The organism is Nocardia sp. NPDC127606, from assembly GCF_042671725.1.
GTDB lineage: Bacteria > Actinomycetota > Actinomycetes > Mycobacteriales > Mycobacteriaceae > Nocardia.
In genome coordinates this window covers 163,284-183,496 of the sequence record NZ_JBHXWQ010000003.1, presented here as the reverse complement: position 1 = coordinate 183,496, position 20,213 = coordinate 163,284, and the positions used below count along the sequence as shown (strand labels likewise).

Genomic DNA, 20,213 nt, shown 5'->3' with positions numbered 1-20,213 from the left:
AAATCAGGTGATGATGAGCACTCGAGACAGCGCGACGAAGCGACGTCCGAACGACACGTCCGCGGTCGGCCTCAGCCAGCCCAAACGGGACTGGATGGGCGCCGCTATGCGCGCTTTGACGACCATTACCGGGTCGGAGCTCGCGGGCAAGTACAACCTGCGCAAGCCGATCGAGCGAGTCACCTACGAGGGCACCAAGACCGGGTTCCGCACCCTGGGCGCGGCCACTCGTACGTTCGCCAAGGTAGCGGGCGGCGGTGAGCCCAAGCGTCTGGTCGACAACGAGTCCAAGACCAAGGACTACTTCGATCTCACCCCGTCCGACGAGCAGCAGATGATCGTCGAGACGGTGCGTGATTTCGCGGGCGAGATCCTGCGGCCCGCGGCCTACGACGCCGACAATGCCGCCAAGGCCCCGCGCGACCTGCTCGAGCGCGCCGCCGAACTCGGCATCACCCTGATCAACGTGCCCGAGGAGCTGGAAGGCGCGGCTTCCGAGCGCGGCGCCGTCACCAACTCCCTGGTCGCCGAGGCGCTCGCGCACGGCGACATGGGTCTGGCGCTGCCGATTCTGGCGCCGAGCGGTGTCACCGTCGCCCTGTCCCAGTGGGGCACCGACGCCCAGCAGCAGACCTACCTGCCCGCCTTCACCGGCGAGAGTGTGCCGCAGGCGTCCGTGGTGATCAACGAGCCACGCGCCCTGTTCGACCCGTTCGCGCTGCAGACCAAGGCCGTTCGCTCCCCCAGCGGCTACAAGCTCAACGGCATGAAGAGCCTGGTCCCGGCCGCGGCCGACGCGGAACTGTTCATCGTGGCCGCCGAGCTCGACGGGCGCCCCGCGCTGTTCATCGTCGAGTCCGACACCGCCGGGCTGTCCGTGGAAGCCGACCCGAGCATGGGTCTGCGCGCCGCGGGCCTGGGCCGGCTGATCCTGGACAACGTGGCCGTCGGCGCCGACGCCGTCCTCGGCGACAGTGACGCCAAGACCCGTGCCGCCGAGTACGGCGACGCGGTGCAGCTCGCCCGGCTGGGTTGGGCCTCGCTGGCCATCGGCACCGGCCAGGCCGTGCTCGACTACGTGATCCCGTACGTGAACGAGCGTGAGGCGTTCGGCGAGCCGATCTCGCACCGTCAGGCGGTGGCCTTCATGGTCGCCAACATGGCGATCGAGCTCGACGGCCTGCGCCTGGTCACCCTGCGTGGCGCTTCGCGTGCCGAGCAGGGTCTGTCGTTCGCCCGTGAGGCGGCGCTGGCGCGCAAGCTGGCCACCGACAAGGGCATGCAGATCGGTCTGGACGGCGTGCAGCTGCTCGGCGGCCACGGCTTCACCAAGGAACACCCGGTCGAGCGGTGGTACCGCGACCTTCGTTCCGTCGGTGTCGCCGAAGGCATCGTGCTGGTCTAGGCCCGTTTCTCACCTTCCAGGAGCCCCCTCATGATCAATCTCGAACTCCCCAAGAAGCTGAAGGCGAGCGCCAACCAGGCCCACCAGGTCGCCTCGCAGATCTTCCGTCCCATTTCCCGCAAGTACGACCTCGCCGAGCACGAGTACCCGGTCGAGCTCGACACGATGGCCGCCATGATCGAAGGGCTCGCCGATTCCGGCACCCAGAAGATCGGTGGCGCCGCAGGCGGCCGTAACGACGAGGCCGCCGCGGACCTGACCGCGAATGCCAACGGCGGCAACATGTCCGCGCTGCTCAACGCCCTCGAGACCTCGTGGGGCGATGTCGGCCTGATGCTCACCATCCCCTACCAGGGACTGGGCAACGCCGCGATCGCCGCCGTCGCGACCGACGAGCAGCTGTCGCGTTTCGGCAAGGTGTGGGCCGCGATGGCGATCACCGAGCCGTCCTTCGGTTCCGACTCCGCCGCCGTCACCACCACCGCCACCCTCGACGGCGACGAGTGGGTCCTCAACGGCGAGAAGATCTTCGTCACCTGCGGTGAGCGCGCCACCCACATCGTGGTGTGGGCTTCGGTCGACAAGAGCCTCGGTCGCGCCGCGATCAAGTCCTTCGTCGTCCCGCGCGACGCTCCGGGTCTGTCGGTGGCGCGGCTCGAGCACAAGCTCGGCATCAAGGCCTCCGACACCGCGGTGCTGCTGCTGCAGGACTGCCGCATCCCCGCCGACAACATCCTCGGTTCGCCGGAAGTGAACGTGGAGAAGGGCTTTGCCGGGGTCATGCAGACCTTCGACAACACCCGTCCCCTCGTGGCGGCCATGGCCGTCGGCGTCACCCGCGCAGCGCTCGAGGAACTGCGCACCGTCCTCACCGAGGCGGGCGTCGAGATCTCCTACGACACCCCCGCGATGAACCAGTCCGCGGCGGCCGCCGAGTTCCTGCGCATGGAAGCCGACTACGAATCGGCCTACCTGCTCTCCCTGCGCGCCGCCTGGATGGCCGACAACAAGAAGCCGAACTCCCTCGAGGCCTCGATGTCCAAGGCCAAGGCGGGTCGCACCGGCACCGACGTCACCCTCAAGGCAGTGGAGCTGGCCGGCTCCATCGGCTACTCCCAGCGCACCCTGCTCGAGAAGTGGGCCCGCGACTCGAAGATCCTCGACATCTTCGAAGGCACCCAGCAGATCCAGCAGCTGATCGTGGCTCGCCGCGTGCTCGGAAAGACCAGCTCCGAGTTGAAGTGACCTGGTAGACAACGAAATCCGGTGCGAGTCGATTGCCGACTCGCACCGGATTTCTGTTTCCGACAGGCCGATCGGCACGGCCAGTCGTTCCGGCGGCTTCTCCGTTTACCGAACGTTACTCACCGCTTCGCTGGACTCTCTGTCTACTGAGTGGTTCCCTCGTATGACCAATCGCTTGATCGGTTCTCGATGAGGAGCCCCAGATGTTCAGAACTATTCGCCGGGCCATCGTGGCTCTCGCGCTGTGCTGCGGCGTGCTCGCCGCGATTTCCTGCACCGCCGCGGACCCGCAACAGCCGGTCGCCGCCGACGCGCCGCGCCTGGCCGGCGCCGACAACTTCCGCGACATAGCGGGCATTGGTGCGGGCTATACGGCGCAGGGCGGTCACCGCGTGCGCAAGGGCGCGATCTACCGGTCCAACGCGTTGACGTTCGACGACGCCGACCTGGCGGCGGTCCAGGGGCTCGGCATCGCCGACGTGATCGACATGCGCAATGCCTCGGAGATCGCCAAGGCTCCCGACCGGGTCCCGGCGGGCGCGTCGTATGTCAACATCCCGATCCTGGCCGGCGACGTCAGCCAGATCCCGGGCGGCATCACCAGCCCCGAGCAGGCAGCGGAGTTGCTTCGCACCGCCAACCGGATGTTCGTCACCGACGCCGCGGCCCGAGAAGGCTTGGCGCAGACCCTGACTCGTATCGCTGAGCAGCCCGGTCCGGTCGTGATCCATTGCACCGCGGGCAAGGACCGCACCGGCTGGACGGCGTACCTGCTGCAGAGCCTGGTCGGCGTCGACGCGGACACGAGCATGAACGACTACCTGCTCACCAACGAGTACTCGGCGGCCTCGATCGAGGCCACGATCGCTCAGATCACGGCGGCCCGCGGACCTCAGGCGGCGGCCGTCTACCGCCCGTTTCTCGTGGTGGACCGCACCTATCTGGAGGCGGGTATCACCCAGCTGAACTCGGATTACGGCACCGTCGACAAGTACCTGCGCGATGGTCTCGGTCTGCGCGCTGAGGTCGTCGACGCACTGCGGGCCAAGCTCGTCGAGTAGCCGGGGAGAACGCCGACGCCGCAGCGATCCTCCGGCGCGACGTCGGGTTCACCCGATCAGCACGAATCGGCTTCGTGCGGCTATACGGTGAGGTCGAACTGTTCCGCGCTGTCACGAACACCGCCGGACGACCAGCAGACAGTGATGGGATTCGCGCGTTGAAGATCGACACGACATTGACCGGCGGGCTCGCCACGATGGCCGGGGACGCCGCGGCCGCCGAGAGCGCGGGGTACGCCGGCATCTGGACGTTCGAAGGAGCGCACGACCCGTTTCTGCCGCTGCTGCTGGCCGCCGAGCACACCGAGCGGGTCGAGCTCGGAACCTCGATCGCGGTGGCGTTCGCCCGCAATCCGCTGTTGCTCGCCACCATCGCCTGGGATCTGCAGGCCTTCTCCCGTGGTCGGTTCGTACTCGGCCTCGGGAGCCAGATCCGCGCGCACATCACCCGGCGCTACTCCATGCCGTGGAGCCGACCGGCCGATCGGATGCGCGACATGGTGCTGGCGGTGCGCGCCATCTGGGCGAGCTGGGAGCAGGGCGGGCGGCTCGACTACCAGGGCGAGTTCTATCACCACACCCTGATGCCGCCGCTGTTCCGCCCCGCGGCCGACGAGGTGGCCGGGTTCGGTCCGCCGCCGATCTATCTCGCGGGCGTGGGGCCGGGGATGACCGCGGTGGCAGGCGAGGTCGCCGACGGCTTCATGTCGCACCCGTTCTGCACTCCGAGATTTCTGCGCGAGGTGACCGTGCCCGCCCTGGCGCAAGGCGCGGCGCGCGCACGGAAACCCGTGGACGACATCGTGATCCACCATTCGGCGATGATCGCGACAGGCAGATCCGCGAGTGAGCTCGCCACCGCCAGGCAGGCCATCCGAAAGCAGCTGGCGTTCTACGGATCGACACCGGCCTACTGGCCGATTCTGCAGCTGCACGATCGGGCCGAACTCGGACCCCGGCTGAAAGCGATGTCCAAGAACGGGGAATGGGATCACATGGCCGACCTCGTCGACGACGATTTCCTCGACGCCGTCGCGATCACCGCCACCGACCCCGCCCGCGCGGCGGCGCAACTGCACGAGCGCTACGACGGAATCGTCGAGCGGCTCGGGTTCAACACGCCCTATCGGGTCGACCCGGCGCTGCTGACAGAACTGTTGCGGGAGATGTGATCTCGCGCTGGGTGCCGATGGGTCAGAGCGCAGTCGTGTCGTCGACGTGGAGTCGACGATCGAGGCGGTGCGGATCGACTTCGAGGAGCGGGCGGTCCCAGTGGGCCAGGTCGGCCGCGGAGGCGTAGGTGGTGTCGAGGAAGTGCAGGAGGGTGGCGTCGGGGTCGGGGGATTTGCGGACCACGTCGTACGGCAGGACGAATTCGCCGAGGGTGCTGTCCCACTGGGCGCCGTCGGGACCTGCGGGGCGAGCGGAGTAACCGTCCGGAGCCGGGTAGGAGTAGGCGTAGAAGGTGCCTTCGGTGCCGCCCGGCCAGAAGCCCGCGCTCGCGCATTCGCGGGAGTAGGCCTCCTCCATCACCCAATCGGCGCAGTTGGGGGCGCCGCCGGGGTGCAGGGGCGCGGGGCGGCCGGAGAAGCGGGTGCAGGCCAGGTCGAACGAACCCCAGAAGAATTGCACCGGACTGGATTTCCCGGCGAAACCGGCGCGCCAGAGCTGGAATACTCGCTCGATCTGGACCAGCTGTTGCCAGAACAGGTGGACGGCGTCGGCGTCGTAGGAGTGGTGGGTGGTGTCCTCGGCGAAGGGGATGGCCGGGTCGACCTCGTTGGGTGAGGCCTCGATGTCGACCACGATGTCGAGTCGACCGAGCACATGGCCGAGTTCGGCGTAGAAATCGGCGACCGTGCGCGGCCGCAGGGCGATCGTGGCGTGGCGGCCGTCGCTGCTGCGCAGGACGAGTTCGTGATCGACGAAGTCGAATTCGATGTCGAGCAGGCGGCCGTCGACGGGAATCGCACCGGTCGCCATCCCGCGCGCGCTGACCGCGAACGTGACATTCCACCAGTGGTTCACCAGCGGTGTGCCCGCCATCGTCAGCTTGCCGATGATCTGCGACCACATGTGCAGGGTGTCGCGGGTCTCGGACCAGTCATCGACGCGCAGAGCGGGCCAGACGGCCTTGGCGGGAGTCGAACGTGCCATCGGATTCCTCGCTTTCTCGGTGCGCGACCCCGTGGGTCGCGCCCGTTCACAGCCAGGTGCGCTGGCTGACTGGTCAACCGTTCGGCGTGTCCTGCGACGCTTCATCGTACGTCGGTGCTGGTAGATCGCGCCGCAAGGACGAATCGCGACCCCGGAGGGGTTGTGTGGGACTCCGAGTCTCATATAACGTAGGTCTCGCGCCATACCGAAGGAGACACCGCTGATGCTGTCGACAATCAAGAACACCGCCACTGATCCCGAGTACCACGAGATCCTGCGCAACCTGTCCGAAGGTTCGGTCAACCGACACTTCGACCCCTACGTCGACATCGACTGGGAATCCCCCGAGTTCGCCGTGCACAGCGACGATCCGCGCTGGATCATGCCCGAAGAGGACCCGCTGGGCCGTCACCCCTGGTACAAGGCTCAGCCGATCGAGAAGCAGATCGCCATCGGCATGTGGCGCCAGGCCGGTATCGCCAAGGTGGGCCTGGATTTCGAGCAGCTGCTGATCCGCGGGCTGATGCAGTACCTGGTGTCGGTCCCCAACGGCGACCCGGAATTCCGGTACATCACGCACGAGGCTGCCGAAGAGTGCAACCACACGATGATGTTCCAGGAGATGATCAACCGCATCGGCTATCGCGATGTGATCGGCATGGGCACCATCGATCGCAAGCTGACGATGGCCATCTGGCCCGCGGTGAAGTACTTCCCCGAGCTGTTCTTCACGATGATCCTCGGCGGCGAGGAGCCGATCGACCACCTGCAGAAGTCGCTGCTGCGGGCCGGCGTCGATCTGCACCCGATGGTGCAGCGGGTGATGCAGATCCACGTGGCCGAGGAAGCCCGGCACATCTCCTTCGCCCACGAATACCTGCGCCGGAACGTGCCCGGCATGAACCCGATCACGAAATCGGTGCTGTCCGTGGCCTTCCCGATCGCCATGCGGGTGATGCTCGACATGATCATGACGCCGCCCAAGGAATTCGTCGAGAAGTTCGACATTCCGGCGGAGGTCATGCGCGACGCCTACTGGAGCAGCGAGGAATCGCAGACCACGATGCGCAACATCTTCGGTGACGTGCGCGCCCTCGCCACCAACAGCGGCCTGATGAACCCGGTCGCCAAGCTGACCTGGCGCCTACTCGGCATCGACGGCCCGGTGACCCGCTACCGCAGCGAACCGGCCCGCAAGGTCGCCTGAGCGATCAGGTGAGCACGATGTCCCGCCGGAGTACCGTTCCGGCGGGACGTCGGCGTTCTACCGGGCTACTCGATGAGCTCGGCCCGCATGCCCTGACGCTCAGCGATGCCGACCTGGCCACGGTCGAAGGCCTGCGGCCGGCAGAGGTGATCGGCATGCGCAGCGACGACGAGCTCAACATCAACGCACTCGGAACTGTACACAGCGATGTACAGTTGACTATGGCCGATTACGACAGTGTGCCGCTGACCGAGTTACGTGGTCAGCTGGGTAGTGTTTTCGACGGGGTGTCCGCGAGCGGACGGCCCGTGATCGTGACGCGGGAGGGGAAAGAGTTGGTCGCGGTAGTACCCGCTGAGGTGTTGCGGCACGGGGCGTTGCCCCCCGCGTACTTCAACGACGATCTGCGTGAGCAGATCCTGGGCAAGCTCGATGCCAGGATCACCCAGCATTCCGCGGAAGACATCGCGGAGGCGGAAGCCAAATTGAGCAAGCTGATGGGCGCGCTGGACAGTCGCCAGTGAGCGTCGCCGATCACACCGCGCTCACCTCGCTGGCCTTGTCGCCGCTGTTCGGGCAGGTGATCATGCGCCAGTTCACCCAGCAGCGCCGAATCCTGGTGGTGCCCACCGTGAGTCTGATGGCCGCGATGCGCGCCGTCGACAACATCGACGAACTCGGGCGCCTGCTCGACAACCGCGTCGCCGTGCGCTGGGCCGAACTCGACGCCCCCACCGCGATCCGCATCGGCACCACCGTGCCGATCGTCGACGACCATCTCGACTGGCCGCTGATCGCGCCTGTGGTGTTCACCGCGCAGAATCTGGACATGCCGGTCCTCACCGCCAAACCCGAGCTCTATCGCGGCTACAAAGTAGAGATCGCGAACATGCCGTAACCGACCCTCGTGGTCCTGAACTCGACTTTCCCCGGGGTAGTGACAGATCCCACATCGGCTGTCGGTACCGTGCACAGGTGGTCGGCGGCTGATAGCCCGACCGACCCACACAGCGGACGAATCACCAGGGAAAGCAGTACCAGGAACACTCGAGGAGAGCTGGTTATGCATCATCTGAGTTTCATGCGTCGCTTCACCACCGCGGTAGCCGTCACCTCGGCCGCCGCCGCCATCGTCTTCGCGGGCCCCGCGGTCGCGGAACCGACGACACAGACTGTCGATGTGGCCGCGGCCGTCTCGCAGCTGCGCACGTCGGTGGCGAACAATCCGGGCGCCCTCGCCGCCCTCGACAAGCTCACCGCCAAGGGCACGGTCGACGTCGCGCTGCCCGCGCAACCGTTCCAGATCCCGGCGACCTCCGATATCGGCCAGAACGGCGGCGGGCCAGGGGTGTACGGCTCCGGCATCGCCCTCGATATCGACGGCTTCCGCCTCGGTTTCTTCGGCGGGCCCGGCACCATCTCACCCAACCAGGGCGGCGCCAAGCTCGAGGTCATGTGGCTGAACCTGTCCAGCGGACAGAGCGGCACCGCGATCCTGACCGAACACCAGGACGTGCCGGTCGACACCACCATCCGCACGGCGCCGCTGAACACCGGCGCCGGACTGGTCGTGGCGGCGGTCTACGGCAACCTGTGGCACCGCTGGCCCGTGCCGGTCGACGAGGCGCACCCGGACGGGTTCGCCTACCAGCTCGGCACCGTCCAGCAGCCCTCGTTCGGTGCTGTCACGCGCTGACGTTCGTCCACCGCGCACCCCGGGTCCGAGCGATCCGGGGTGCGTTGTCGTTTCGATGAAGCAGCGCAACAGCTTCGGTGTGGCGTAGGTTGACCGGCGTGGAGGATCTGGTCGACCGACTCGAAGAACTGGAACGCCGCGTTGCCGCGCTGGAGAGCGCGCAACCCGAGCACGCGCAGCTGCCGTGGGCGGTGGCACGCCTGCGGCAGGAATTCGCCGATGCCGGGAAACGCACCGGCGGTGTGCTGCTGGCGGGCGCGTTGCAACTGCCCACCGGTGAGCGCTTCGATTGGCAGGCTCAGTACCCCACCGATGCCATCGTCGGTGATGTCTGGACCATCGAGGCGGCCAATTGCCTTGCCGCGCTGGCTGATCCGGTTCGGCTGCGGCTACTTCAGGAAATCGTCTACGGGCGACGAACCGCCGCCGATCTCGCCGCCATCGCGGAACTGGGCACCTCACCCGAGATCTACCAGCACTTGCGCCAGCTGGCCGCCGTCGGCTGGTTGCAGACCGCGGGATTGGGCCGTTTCGAGGTGCCGGAGAGCAGGCTTGTCCCACTCCTCGCGGTGCTGGCGGCGGCCCAACGCTGATCTTGTGGAGATGTCCCAATTGCCCGGTTAGACTACTGTGATGCAACGCACATCGACTGCTACGGTGAGCGTCGAGTGAACAATGCTGCGGAGGTAGTCCAGTGAACCTGTCACATCTGCTCGAAAGCGTGAAGGCGATCGGTGTACTGCGCGCACGCGGAGTCTCCGATCCCAAAACACCGCTCGAGACCCTGCGGACGATGAAGGAGTCCAAGATCTACGGCCCGCAGGCCACCCTCGTGCGCCATTCGGCCCGCGTCGCCCCCGACCAGGTGGCCCTCGTGGACGAGCGCGGTGAGCTGACCTATCGCGAGCTCGACGAACAATCCACCGCCATCGCCCGCGGGTTACGCGAAGCGGGCATCAGCGAGGGCACCGTCATCGCCGTGCTGGCCCGCGATCACCGCGGCTTGATCATGTCGATGATCGCGGCGGGCAAGCTCGGCGCGCGCATCGCGCTGATGAACACCGGCTTCGCCAAACCGCAGTTCGCGGAGGTCTGCGCACGCGAGAACGTGCGCGCGGTGCTGCACGACAGCGAGTTCCTCGGCCTGCTCGACGCACTGCCCGCCGACCTGCCGCGCTACCTCACCTGGGTCGACGAAGGCACCGAACTCCCCGCCGGCGCGACGACATTCGACGACCTCGTCGCGAACAACTCCACCGAGGATCTGCCCGCGCCGAGTAAGCCGGGCGGTTTCATCATCCTCACCAGCGGCACCACCGGCCTGCCCAAGGGCGCACCGCGCACCAAGGTCACGCCGATGGCGACCGCGCAGTTCGTCGACCGCGTGCCGTTCCCGAAGCGGGGTACGGCGATGATCGTGTCGCCGATCTTCCACAGCACGGGCCTCGGTACCTGGCTGGTCAACACGATCCTGTCGAACAAGATCGTCATGCGCCGTCGATTCGATGCCGAGGCCACCCTCGCCGCGATCGCCGAGCACAAAGTCGAGATGCTCGTGTGTGTGCCGACGATGCTGCACCGGATGACCGAGCTGCCCGCCGATGTCCGCGCGAAATACGACCTGTCCTCGCTGAAGGTCATCCTGTTCGCCGGCTCCGCGCTCACCCCGGAGCTGTGCGTCAAGGCCACCGAGGCCTTCGGACCGGTGCTCTACAACCTCTACGGGTCGACCGAGGTGGCCATCGCGACCATCGCGAACCCGGCCGAACTGGCGGAAGCGCCGGGCACGGTCGGCCGTTCGCCGATCACCTGCGAGGTCCGCCTCTACGACGACCAGGACCAGCGGGTCGAGACGCCGGGCGCGCGTGGCCGGATCTTCGTGCGCAGTGGCGCGCCGTTCGAGGGCTACACCGACGGCAGGCACAAGCAGATCATCGACGGCTTCATGTCCAGCGGCGACATGGGCCATTTCACCGACACCGGGCTGCTCATGGTCGACGGCCGCGATGACGACATGATCGTCTCCGGCGGCGAGAACGTGTACCCGCAGGAAGTCGAGAACCTGCTGGTCGAGCGGCCGGAGATCTTCGACGTGGCGGTGATCGGCGTCGACGATCCGGAGTTCGGAAAACGCCTGCGCGCCTTCGTCGTCCTCGAAGAAGGTCACACCCTCGACGCCGCCGAACTCCAGGCGCACGTCAAGGCGAATCTGGCCAGGTTCAAGGTGCCGCGCGAAGTGATCTTCCTCGACGAACTGCCCCGCAACGCCACCGGCAAGATCGTGCGCCGGACCCTCATCGACTATGAGGTCTCACAGGGATAGGCCTCGGCTACTACGGAGTAGACAGCGTGGCCGGATCGCTTGCTAGTGTTAGCAACAGCACTGGATCTCGAAGACGCGGTCCGGCCTGCGGTTCTGCGTGGGCTCGGTCTGCCGGAAGGCTGTTCGATGTCTCTGTCTCTGCCCGCGCTAGGTACTACCGCCCGACGTGCCGGTGATTTCGCGCTCGGCGTCAAGGTCATGGTGGATCGCAAGCTGTTCAACCCGCTGCGCCTCGACCACGCTGCCCGTTCGTTCCGCAATGTCTCGAAGTTCGGCCCGTTCGCCGGCGTCGTCATGCACGCCGCTCAGAGCAGGCCGCAGGCGGGCGCGATCGTCGACGAACTGGGCGAGATCACCTTCGGCGAACTCGACGCACAGTCCAACGCCTTCGCCCGCGGCCTGCGCGCCAGCGGCATCAGCGAGGGCGACGTGATCGCCGTGCTGGCCCGCGACCATCGCGGCATGGTGTTGAGCCTGCTCGCGGCGGGCAAGCTCGGTGTGCGCGCGGTGCTGATGAACACCGGGTTCGCCAAACCGCAGTTCGCCGACGTGGCCGCCCGCGAGAAGGTCAAGGCGGTGCTGCACGACAGCGAGTTCCTCGACCTGATGAGCGCCATCCCCACCGAGATCCCGCGCGTACTCACCTGGGTCGACGAAGCGCACGGCGCCGACCCGTCGATCCCGACCGTGGCGTCGCTGTCGGCGGATCGTTCGACCGCCGCGATCACCGCGCCGAGCAAGCCCGGCGGCATGGTGATCCTGACCAGCGGCACCACCGGCACCCCCAAGGGCGCCCCGCGCGACAAGGTGAGCCCGTTCGCGTCGGCGCAGTTCGTGGATCGGGTGCCGCTGCCCAACAACGGCACCATGATCATGGCGGCGCCGATCTTCCACGGCACCGGCCTGTCGCAGTTCACCCTCGGGCTCGCCCTCGGAAACCGGGTCATCTTCCAGCAGCGCCGGTTCGACCCGGAGCAGACGCTCGCCAATGTGGTGAAGTACAAGGCGGATTCGCTGGTCGTGGTGCCGACGATGCTGCAGCGCATCCTCGATCTGGACGAGCAGGTGCTGGCGAAGTACGACCCGTCGACGATGAAGGTCATCTTCGCGGCGGGCTCGGCGATCGCGCCCGACGTGGTGACCCGCACCCTCGACTACTTCGGTGATTCGCTCTACAACCTCTACGGCTCCACCGAATGCGCGGTGATGACCGTGGCCACCCCGGAGGATCTGCGCAAGGCGCCGACCACGGCGGGCAAGGCGCCGGTCGGCATCCGGATCGTGCTGCTCGACGAGAACCGCAAGCCGATCACCGCGCCGAATGTCACCGGAACGATCTTCGTGGACAACGGGTTCGCGTTCACCGGGTACACCGACGGCCGGACCAAGGAAATGGTCGACGGCATGATGTCCAGCGGCGACGTCGGCCATTTCGATGCCGACGGTCTGCTCTACATCGACGGCCGCGACGACGACATGATCGTCTCCGGCGGTGAGAACGTCTTCCCGCTGGAGGTGGAGAACCTCATCGCGGGCCGCGCCGATGTGTTCGAGGCCGCGGTGGTCGGCGTCGACGACCACGACTACGGCAAACGGCTGCGCGCGATCGTGGTGCCCGGCCCGGAGTCCAAGCGCGACGCCAAGGAGATCAAGGAATACGTCCGCGAGAACCTGGCCCGCTACAAGGTGCCGCGCGAGGTGATCTTCGTCGACGAGCTGCCGCGCAACGCGACGGGCAAGCTGCTGCGCAAGCCGCTGATCGAGATGCCGGTCGAGACGGACTGAGAACAGCTGGACGTAGCCCGCTCTATTGCCGCCGAGCGGGCCTCGTCGGTCGACTATCATCAGCGCGTGATCATCGGGTTCGAGCAGGCGTCCGCGCCGTCGCGTGCTGTCGGCGCGCGGCTGCGTGGTGCCTGCGCGGGCTCGATGTCGGGCGCGCTGTCGTTGGCCGCGCACGGGATGGCCGCCGGTGGGGCGCTGCCGGGCAGCACGGCGATCGTGTTGCTGGCGGCGGCCTCGGCGGTTGTCGGCGCTCTGGTCGCCGGGATCGGACCACTGCGCCACGGTGCGCTGGGTTTGGCGGCAGTGCTGCTGGGTGGTCAGTTGATCGGCCACACCACGATGAGCTGGTCGGGGCACTCGCACTCGGCTGACGATTCCCTCGGACTCGGCATGCTCACCGCCCACACCGTCGCCGCGCTGCTCGCGGCCGTCGTCATCGTGGGCGCCGAGGCCGCGTACCGGATCGGCGGCGCTGTGCTGGCGCGCATCCTGCCGGTGCGCTACCGCACTCCCCGCATCCCCGACCCGGCGCCGCTGCGCCTGGTCCACCGCGACCGCGTCATCCTGCGAATCTTCGCCACGTCGTCGCTGCGAACCCGCGCTCCCCCGCTCGCTGTTCCTTTCTGACTTTCCCTCACCCGGTGCACGGACTCGTCGTGCGCTGTCCCCGTGTCGAACACGCGCCTCGTTGTCGACTCCCCGCGCTGACGTCATCCGCTCTCCCGACGTGAGCGTGGCGCTCGACGTGTGCCGCCGGTCGGCCGTGTTCGTCCGGATCCGCTCGGACGAAGACCGCGCCCAGCGATCGGCAGGCTCCACGCCGCACCAGGTCGACGGCTCTCGCGTGCTGTCGTCGATGCGGGCGCCGAGCCGGACCTGTCCGCGCGCACCGGGTTCCAGTACTCCAGAAATGAATCAGCATGAGCATCACGGACACTCGTCCGGTCGAGGAGAACTCACCCTCGGCACCACCGATCTCCGGTGACAGTCCGCGTTCCGGCGCACGCCGGGGCTTACGCCTGTCTCCACTGGCCCTGCGCCTGCACTCCTACGCGGGGTTCTTCGTCGCCCCGTTCATCCTGATCGCCGCGCTCACCGGCGCGCTGTACGCGATCGCGCCGACGATCGAAGGGTTCGTCTCGCGCGATCTGCTCCAGGTCGACACCACTGGACCTGATCAGGCGCTGTCGGCCCAGGTCGGGGCTGCCGTCGCGGCTCGCCCCGACCTGACGCTGGTCGCTGTCGCCCCTGCCCCGAACGAGGGCGACACCACGCGCGTGCTGTTCAACGATCCGGCGCTCGGCGATTCCGAGCGGTTGTCGGTGTTCGTCGACCCGCACACCGCCCAGCCGGTCGGCGAGTCCGTGGTCTACGGAAGTGGTGGCGCGCTGCCACTGCGCACCTGGCTCAGCGAGTTCCATCGCAGCCTGCACCTGGGCGAACCCGGCAGGCTCTACAGCGAACTGGCCGCGTCGTGGCTGTGGGTGATCGCGGTGTTCGGGCTGGTGCTGTGGGTGCACCGGGTGCGCAAGCGGCGCGAGCGCAGGTCGGCGCAGTGGCTGCTGAAGCCGGATCTGTCCCAGACCAGGCGTCGAAAGATGAACTGGCACGGCGCGATCGGCGTCTGGATCCTGCCCGTGGTGTTGCTGCTCTCGGCCACCGGCATGACGTGGTCGACCTATGCCGGTGAGAACGTCACGAAGCTGCGCGAAGAACTCAGCTGGACCACCCCCGCGGTGAGTGTGAAGCTGCCGGGCACCGCCGGTCCCGCCCAGTCATCGGGCGGCGACCATCACAGCGGCGGGCAGACCGTCCCGGCCCCGGTCGATCCCTCGGCGCGGATCGCGCAGCTCGATCGCGTGTACGAGGTCGCGCGTGCCGAAGGCATCACCCAGGGCGCCGAAATCGCCATCCCGGCGACGCCGGAGAAGGCGTTCGGCATCAAGGAACTGCGCCTGCCCGGCACCTACACCGTCGACTCGCTCGCCGTCGACGGCTCGACCGGCACGGTCACCGACCGACTGGCGTTCGCCGACTGGCCGCTGATGGCCAAGCTCACCAACTGGGGCATCGCCTTCCACATGGGTCTGCTGTTCGGCCTGGTCAACCAGCTGCTGCTGCTCGCGATCATGGCCGGCCTCGTTACCGTGATCGTGCTCGGATACCGCATGTGGTGGCAGCGTCGCCCCACCCGCAGGGCTGCTCTGCCCGTCCCGCCACGGCGTGGGGTGCTGCGCCGCACGTCGCCGTGGATCACCGTTCCGCTGGTCGGCGCGGCGGTGGCCGTCGGCTGGTTCCTCCCGCTCATCGGGGTGAGCTTGATCGTTTTCCTGCTCATCGATGTCGCTTTGGGCCTGGCCGCTCGCGCGGACAAGGTGTAACGCATGGCTAACTATCGAGGAAACATCCCATGTAACCCATGACACTCGATGATCGGAGCTCCCCCATGAGAACTTCAGCTCGCGCAGTAGCGATGTGCCTGGCCGCTCCGGTCATCGCGATCGCCTTGACCGGTGTCGCCGCGGGTACCGCCGCCGCTGATCCCGGCTGCCAGGGATCGATGAACGGCCCGTGGGCGTTCAACGGCGGTTGTTACGGCGGCGAGGGCACCTACCGGCTCGAGGTCGACTGCGTCGGCTACAACATCGCGCCCTTCGCCGTCGGGCCGTACACGATCCGCCAGGACCTGCCGGTCGGCCAGGCGGGCACGGTGGCATGCTTCGGCCCGAACTGGTCCAGCGCGGGGTGGGCCGTCGGCTCGCGGATCTTCCGGCTCTGACGCCCGCACCGCGACGCCGAACCGGACACGATCGGTGGATGGTTCGGGTCCGCGGTGAAAGGATCAGCCGATGACGCTGTCTCGTCGACAACTCCTGCACGGCGGCATCGGCGGTTCGATCGCCGCTGTCGTGGGGGTGTCCGCGGTGAGCAGTGCGCGGTTCGCCGCGCCCCGGCGGCTCGGCGAACCGTTCTCGCTCGGGGTCGCTTCCGGCGAGCCGACCCCCGACGGAGTGGTGCTGTGGACGCGACTCGCCCCCGATCCGCTCGCGCCCGACGGGTACGGCGGGATGACGGTCGCCCCGGTGACCGTCGACTACGAGGTCGCCGAGGACGAACGATTCACGAAAGTCGTGGTCAGGGGCTCGGCGGTGGCGACCCGCGAGCTCGGGCACAGTGTGCATCCCGAGGTCGCCGGGCTGGCGCCGGATCGGTGGTACTACTACCGGTTCCGGGCCGGTTCGGCGATCTCGCCGGTCGGGCGCACCCGCACCGCGCCCGCGCTCGACAGCCCGACCGCGCGGCTCCGGTTCGCCTTCGCGTCGTGCCAGTCGTGGAGTTCGGGCTACTACACCGCCTATGAACACCTCGGCGCCGAAGATCTCGACCTCGTCGTCCATCTCGGCGACTACATCTACGAATCCTCCTGGGTGCTGGCCCGCCGGGGTGCGCACCTGCCGCCGCAACTCGTCGGCGAGGCAGTGGATCTGGCGGGCTACCGACTGCGCTATGCCCAGGCCAAAGGCGAAGCGCCGCTCCAGTCCGCGCACGCGGCGTTCCCCTGGCTGGTCACCCTCGACGATCACGAACTCGACAACAACTGGGCCGGTGACAGTCCCGGTCTCGGCCTCGACGTGTACCGCCTCGCGCCGCTGTTCCGCCGCCGCAAGGCCGCTGCCTTCCAGGCCATGTACGAGCACCAGCCGATGCGCCTGGCGCAGCTGCCCGCGGGCCCGTCGATGCACCTGCACCGCCGCTACCGATTCGGCGATCTGGCCGAATTCACCATGATCGACACCAGGCAGTACCGCACCCCGCAGGCCTGCGGTGACGGCTCGGCGGTCCTCGGATGCGCCGACCGCTTCGCCACCGACCGCACCATTCTCGGTGCGGCCCAACGTGACTGGCTCGTCGACGGCTTCGCCGCCTCGCCCGCCCGCTGGCAGGTGCTCGGCAATCAGGTCGCCATGGCCCAGTCCGATTACGACCCCGGCCCCGACCTGCTGCTCGGCACGGATGCCTGGGACGGCTACGTCGCAGACCGCAATACGGTGTTGGCCGCAGCCGCCGACCACGCTGTCGACAACCTGGTCGTGATCACCGGCGACCGCCACGAGAACTACGTCGCCGACCTGCGCCGCGACTACGCCGATCCCGAATCACCCGTCGTGGCCACCGAATTCACCGGAACCTCGATCAGCACCGGTAGCGACGGCGCGGACCTCACCGATGCGGGTCGCACCCTGCTGGCCGCCAACCCGGACCTGAAGTTCTACAACCGGCAACGCGGCTATGTCCGCGTCGACCTCGACCATCACCAGTGGCGCAACGACTTTCGCGTGGTTCCCTACGTGAGCCGTCCGGGCGCCCCGATCAGCACGCGGGCGAGTTTCGTCGTCGAGGACGCGATCCCCGGCGCGGTCAGAAGCTGATCACTCGAGTTTGCGCGCACCCGCGGCCGGCTCGACGGCGAAGACGCGCGGCGAGGCGAAACCCGCTGCGGCGAACCGGTTCATGATGTTGCCGGCCACCTGGTCGGCGTGCTCGACCAGGGCGATGATGCTGCCGCCGAAGCCCCCGCCGACCATGCGGGCACCGCATGCGCCCGCGTCGAGCGCCGCGTCCACCGCGAGATCCAGTGCGGGCGCGGAGACCTCGAAGTCCTCGCGCAGCGAATGATGCGAGGCGGTGAGCAGCTCACCGATCGCCCGCGGGTCCGCACCGGCGCGCAGCCGGTCGACCACCGCGAGCACCCGCGCGTTCTCGGTGACCACGTGCCGCGCGCGACGCCGCAGCACTCGATCCCGCAGGCGCGGCAGGTCCTCGGCGGTGGCATCGCGCAGGGCGGACAGATTCAGCGCGTCGGAGGCGGCTTCGCACTGGGCTCTGCGCTCGGCGTATCCGCCGTCGGCCAGATCGTGCGGGTGGCCGGTGTCGGCGACGATCAGCGCCAGACCGGCAGCGCCGAGATCGAACGGAATCTGCTCGGCACCACCCGATTCCGTGCCGGTGAAGGCGCGGATATCGAGGAACAGGGCGTGGCCCTCGGTACACAGGATCGAGGCGGACTGGTCGAGCAGGCCCGTCGGCACTCCGGCGAAGCCGTTCTCCGCCGCCCTGGCGATCTCGACCATGCTCCGATCGGTGAGTGCGGGCGCGAACAGATCGCGCAGCGCGATCGTCACCGCGCAGCACAGGGCCGCCGACGAGGACAGGCCGGCGCCGATCGGCACCGAGCCGTCGAGTTCGAGGTCCACCCCGGTGACGCGGTGACCGCCACGGACGAACTCGTCGACGACACCGAGCGGATAACGGGCCCACCCGGGCAGCCGATCCCGTTGTGCCGCAAGAGCATCTACGCGCACCTCGACGACCTCACCGGGCCGCTGCGCCGAGGTGAGCCGCACCAACCTGTCACCGCGCGGTCCGGCCGCGCAGACGACGCCGAGCGGCAGGGCGATCGGCAACACGAACCCGTCGTTGTAATCGGTGTGCTCGCCGATGATGTTCACCCGGCCCGGCGCGATCCACTTCTCCACCCGTACTTCCCTTCCGCTTCCTGCGACGATGTCATCACCGAACACCGCGGCGGGCAACCGTCGAGCACCGGGTGCCGAATCGGTATGCGGCAATGCTCGCAACGCATCGACAGCAGGGCCGTGGACGTGTCATGATCGACTGAGTTGTAAAGGTTTTGAGCGTCGGCACTGCCGGCTGGGGATCGTGCTCGGACAACAACACTCGGTGCTCTCGGCCGATACTTCGAGTGATTCACCGGCCTCACATTCGATCGACGCTCGTCGCGTGCGCAGCAAGATCGAGGGGGGCTGATGACCATCAGCGAGACACGCTACGGGAGCCTGCGACGGTGCGTGGTGCTGCTCGGCGCGGCGGGGGCCGTGCTGATCGCGCCGCTGGCGGGTGGCCGGGCGCTGCCGTTTCTGCTGCTCATCGTGATCGTCGCGGGATCGCTGGCGATGATCGGGTACGGCATGTACTGCCATCGACCCGCGCAACGCCTGCCCTGGTACCTGCTGGCCGCCTCGGTGCCGCTGTTCGCCGCGGGCACCGCGATACGCGCGCTCGGGCTGCACCCGAGCTGGCACCCGGTCGACGATCTGTGTACCTTGGCGGCCTCGCTGTGCCTGGGCCTGGCCGCCGTCGGCTGGTTGCAGCCACACCGCCTCCGCAATGCCCGTGACCTCTGGCTGGACTCGACGCTCATCGGGCTCAGCGCGCTGCTGGCCTCGTGGACATTCCTGATCTCGCCGATCCTGCGGCACAGCAGCGGGTTCGTCGATACGGCGCTGGCCGCGAGCTATCCGCTGATCCACGCACTACTGGCTACCGTGCTCGCGCATTCGCTGGCGACGGTGGTCCGCTCGGAGACATCGCTGCGGTTGTTGCAGGCCGCACTGATCGCCGTCCTCATCGGTGGGCTGATCGAAAGCCTCACTGCCGCAGGCACGATCGCGGTCGATCCCGAATTCGCGTTGGTGCCACAGCAGTGGGCGTACCTGCTGGCCGGGCTGGCCGCGGTGCAGCCCACGATGGGTACGCTGCGCGACGCCGAGGATGTGGGACCGCATCGATCGCGGCAGCGGGCCGGGATGATCGCGGTGGCACTGGTGGCGGCCTCGCTGGTGAGCGTGGTCGGCGCCGAGCTCGGGGTGGTCGACCGCGTGGTGATCTGCGCGCTGCTCACGTTGCTGCTGGCCGGTGTGCTGGTGCGCAGCGAACGCGCCATCACACGCAGCATGCGCAGCGAACGCCGCGCCCAGTACCAGGCCGACCACGACCTGCTCACCGGCCTGTTCAACCGGGCCGCCCTGCTGCGCGCACCACACCGCTATCGCGATCAGTGGGCCGGAAAACCGCTGTGCCTGCTGTTCATCGACCTCGACGGCTTCAAAATGGTGAACGACAGCTACGGTCACGCCGTCGGCGACGAACTCATCGCCAACGCCGCGTCCCGCATCCGCCGTACCACCGCCAGCGCCGACCTCACGGCCCGCTACGGCGGCGACGAATTCGTCGTCCTGGCACCACGCACCCGCACCGAAGCCGCCGTGCTGGCCGAACACATCCTCGGCGCCTTCATCCGCCCCTTCGAACTGAGCTGCGGTGAAATCCCCATCACCGCCAGTATCGGCGTCGCCTGCGTGACCACCCGCCCCACCGAAACAACCATCTACGACCTGATCCGCACCGCCGACGCCGCCATGTACCACGCCAAGGAATACCGCCTCGGCCTCAGCTTCCACGACGAACTGAGAAAGCCGTCGACGCGGCGGCGTCTGTCCGCCTCCCCGCGGATTCAGCGCGTGGCCCAGTAG

18 protein-coding genes are annotated in these 20,213 nt (G+C 67.9%); 16 read left to right on the top strand and 2 right to left on the bottom strand.

The window, feature by feature from the left end:
* The first annotated feature begins 7 nt into the window (after positions 1-7).
* The 4 genes from ACFVJ5_RS16465 to ACFVJ5_RS16450 all read left to right on the top strand — a co-directional run bounded on the left by ACFVJ5_RS16465 (position 8) and on the right by ACFVJ5_RS16450 (position 4,883).
* Entirely contained in the window at positions 8-1,405 is a 1,398-nt protein-coding gene (locus ACFVJ5_RS16465) for an acyl-CoA dehydrogenase family protein (RefSeq protein ID WP_379220927.1), read from the top strand.
* 30 nt (positions 1,406-1,435) lie between these two features.
* Positions 1,436-2,650 carry an acyl-CoA dehydrogenase family protein gene (locus tag ACFVJ5_RS16460; protein WP_379220925.1) on the top strand — a complete coding sequence of 405 codons (1,215 nt, stop codon included), beginning with the start codon at positions 1,436-1,438 and terminating at the stop codon, positions 2,648-2,650.
* Positions 2,651-2,853: 203 nt separating this feature from the next.
* Entirely contained in the window at positions 2,854-3,711 is an 858-nt protein-coding gene (locus ACFVJ5_RS16455; RefSeq protein WP_379220923.1) for a tyrosine-protein phosphatase, read from the top strand.
* Positions 3,712-3,869: 158 nt separating this feature from the next.
* A complete protein-coding gene (locus ACFVJ5_RS16450) occupies positions 3,870-4,883 on the top strand; it encodes a TIGR03617 family F420-dependent LLM class oxidoreductase (protein ID WP_379220922.1) in 1,014 nt (337 codons plus the stop codon).
* A gap of 22 nt (positions 4,884-4,905) precedes the next feature.
* On the opposite strand, the gene ACFVJ5_RS16445 is transcribed toward ACFVJ5_RS16450, so the two are convergent.
* Complete coding sequence (locus ACFVJ5_RS16445; protein ID WP_379220920.1) at positions 4,906-5,868, bottom strand: DUF5996 family protein; 963 nt, start codon at positions 5,866-5,868, stop codon at positions 4,906-4,908.
* A gap of 223 nt (positions 5,869-6,091) precedes the next feature.
* Between ACFVJ5_RS16445 and ACFVJ5_RS16440 the strand changes: the two genes are divergently transcribed.
* From ACFVJ5_RS16440 to ACFVJ5_RS16390, 11 genes are all read left to right on the top strand, one after another.
* A complete protein-coding gene (locus ACFVJ5_RS16440; RefSeq protein ID WP_378632917.1) occupies positions 6,092-7,075 on the top strand; it encodes a diiron oxygenase in 984 nt (327 codons plus the stop codon).
* 17 nt (positions 7,076-7,092) lie between these two features.
* Positions 7,093-7,599 (top strand): type II toxin-antitoxin system Phd/YefM family antitoxin, encoded by a 507-nt coding sequence (locus ACFVJ5_RS16435; protein ID WP_379220918.1) that lies wholly within the window; start codon positions 7,093-7,095, stop codon positions 7,597-7,599.
* Complete coding sequence (locus ACFVJ5_RS16430) at positions 7,596-7,973, top strand: hypothetical protein (RefSeq protein ID WP_378632914.1); 378 nt, start codon at positions 7,596-7,598, stop codon at positions 7,971-7,973. The genes ACFVJ5_RS16435 and ACFVJ5_RS16430 overlap by 4 nt, the downstream gene beginning before the upstream one ends.
* Positions 7,974-8,138: 165 nt before the next feature.
* On the top strand, positions 8,139-8,771 hold the full coding sequence (locus tag ACFVJ5_RS16425) for a hypothetical protein (RefSeq protein WP_379220916.1): 633 nt from the start codon (positions 8,139-8,141) through the stop codon (positions 8,769-8,771).
* A 98-nt stretch (positions 8,772-8,869) separates the two neighbouring features.
* A complete protein-coding gene (locus ACFVJ5_RS16420; protein ID WP_379220914.1) occupies positions 8,870-9,364 on the top strand; it encodes an ArsR/SmtB family transcription factor in 495 nt (164 codons plus the stop codon).
* 101 nt (positions 9,365-9,465) lie between these two features.
* The gene (locus tag ACFVJ5_RS16415) at positions 9,466-11,094 is read left to right on the top strand and encodes an acyl-CoA synthetase (protein WP_379220912.1); all 1,629 of its coding nucleotides are present in this window, start codon (positions 9,466-9,468) and stop codon (positions 11,092-11,094) included.
* Between the two features lie 126 nt (positions 11,095-11,220).
* Positions 11,221-12,879, top strand: coding sequence for an acyl-CoA synthetase (locus ACFVJ5_RS16410; RefSeq protein WP_379220911.1), 1,659 nt, complete (start codon positions 11,221-11,223; stop codon positions 12,877-12,879).
* Positions 12,880-12,945: 66 nt separating this feature from the next.
* Positions 12,946-13,506: a hypothetical protein gene (locus ACFVJ5_RS16405; protein ID WP_379220909.1), complete on the top strand. Its 561-nt coding sequence runs from the start codon at positions 12,946-12,948 to the stop codon at positions 13,504-13,506.
* Positions 13,507-13,799: 293 nt separating this feature from the next.
* Positions 13,800-15,260: a PepSY-associated TM helix domain-containing protein gene (locus tag ACFVJ5_RS16400; protein ID WP_379220907.1), complete on the top strand. Its 1,461-nt coding sequence runs from the start codon at positions 13,800-13,802 to the stop codon at positions 15,258-15,260.
* Positions 15,261-15,325: 65 nt separating this feature from the next.
* Positions 15,326-15,658, top strand: coding sequence for a hypothetical protein (locus ACFVJ5_RS16395; protein ID WP_379220905.1), 333 nt, complete (start codon positions 15,326-15,328; stop codon positions 15,656-15,658).
* 70 nt (positions 15,659-15,728) lie between these two features.
* Positions 15,729-17,309, top strand: coding sequence for an alkaline phosphatase D family protein (locus tag ACFVJ5_RS16390; RefSeq protein WP_379220904.1), 1,581 nt, complete (start codon positions 15,729-15,731; stop codon positions 17,307-17,309).
* On the opposite strand, the gene galK is transcribed toward ACFVJ5_RS16390, so the two are convergent.
* Positions 17,310-18,416: a galactokinase gene (gene galK / locus ACFVJ5_RS16385; RefSeq protein ID WP_379220902.1), complete on the bottom strand. Its 1,107-nt coding sequence runs from the start codon at positions 18,414-18,416 to the stop codon at positions 17,310-17,312.
* 291 nt (positions 18,417-18,707) lie between these two features.
* On the opposite strand from galK, the gene ACFVJ5_RS16380 reads away from it, so the two are divergent.
* Positions 18,708-20,213 carry a diguanylate cyclase gene (locus ACFVJ5_RS16380; protein ID WP_379220900.1) on the top strand — a complete coding sequence of 502 codons (1,506 nt, stop codon included), beginning with the start codon at positions 18,708-18,710 and terminating at the stop codon, positions 20,211-20,213.